Below are 586 nucleotides of genomic sequence, written 5' to 3'. Positions count from 1 at the left end.
ACGAAGCGTTTGCAGAAGTGCGGGCGAGCTTCGATCGGTTCTGCCTTGCGGCTGGGATCGAGGCGCTCGGCACGATGATGGAGGCGGATGTCACGGCGGCCTGCGGGCCGCGCCACGGTCGCGATGCGGCGCGGCGGGCGCACCGTTGGGGCCGAACGCGGGGACGGATCGGCTTCCACGGCGGCAAGATCGAGGTCGAGCGCCCGCGGGTCCGGGGCGTAGACGGCCGCGAGGTCACGATCCCGAGCTGGGAAACGGCGGCGCAGGAGGACTGGCTCGGTCGCTGGGCGATGAACCTGATGCTGATCAATGTGTCGACGCGCCGGTTTGGCCGCGCCGTCCGGCTGCCCCGAGGGTGACGTGCCGGCACCGTCTGGATCGGGGGTGTCGAAGTCGGCGGCGTCGCGGAGGTTCGTGGCGCTATCGGCGGCGCGGCTGGCCGACTTCATGGCTGCCGATCTGTCCGCGCTCGACCTTCTGGTGGTCCAAATCGACGGGCTGCATCTCGGCGACGATCTCGTGCTGGTCGCCGCGATCGGGGTTGACGGCGAAGGCAACAAGCATCCGCTGGCGCTGGTGGAAGGGG

1 pseudogene is annotated in these 586 nt (G+C 70.3%); it reads left to right on the top strand.

Features of this window, described 5'->3' with window-relative positions:
• A pseudogene (locus tag IVA78_RS24520) lies at window positions 1-586 on the top strand (IS256 family transposase); the annotation flags it as partial.

The organism is Bradyrhizobium sp. 137 (assembly GCF_023074095.1).
Taxonomy (GTDB): domain Bacteria; phylum Pseudomonadota; class Alphaproteobacteria; order Rhizobiales; family Xanthobacteraceae; genus Bradyrhizobium.
This window is presented reverse-complemented; position numbering and strand designations above follow the sequence as displayed.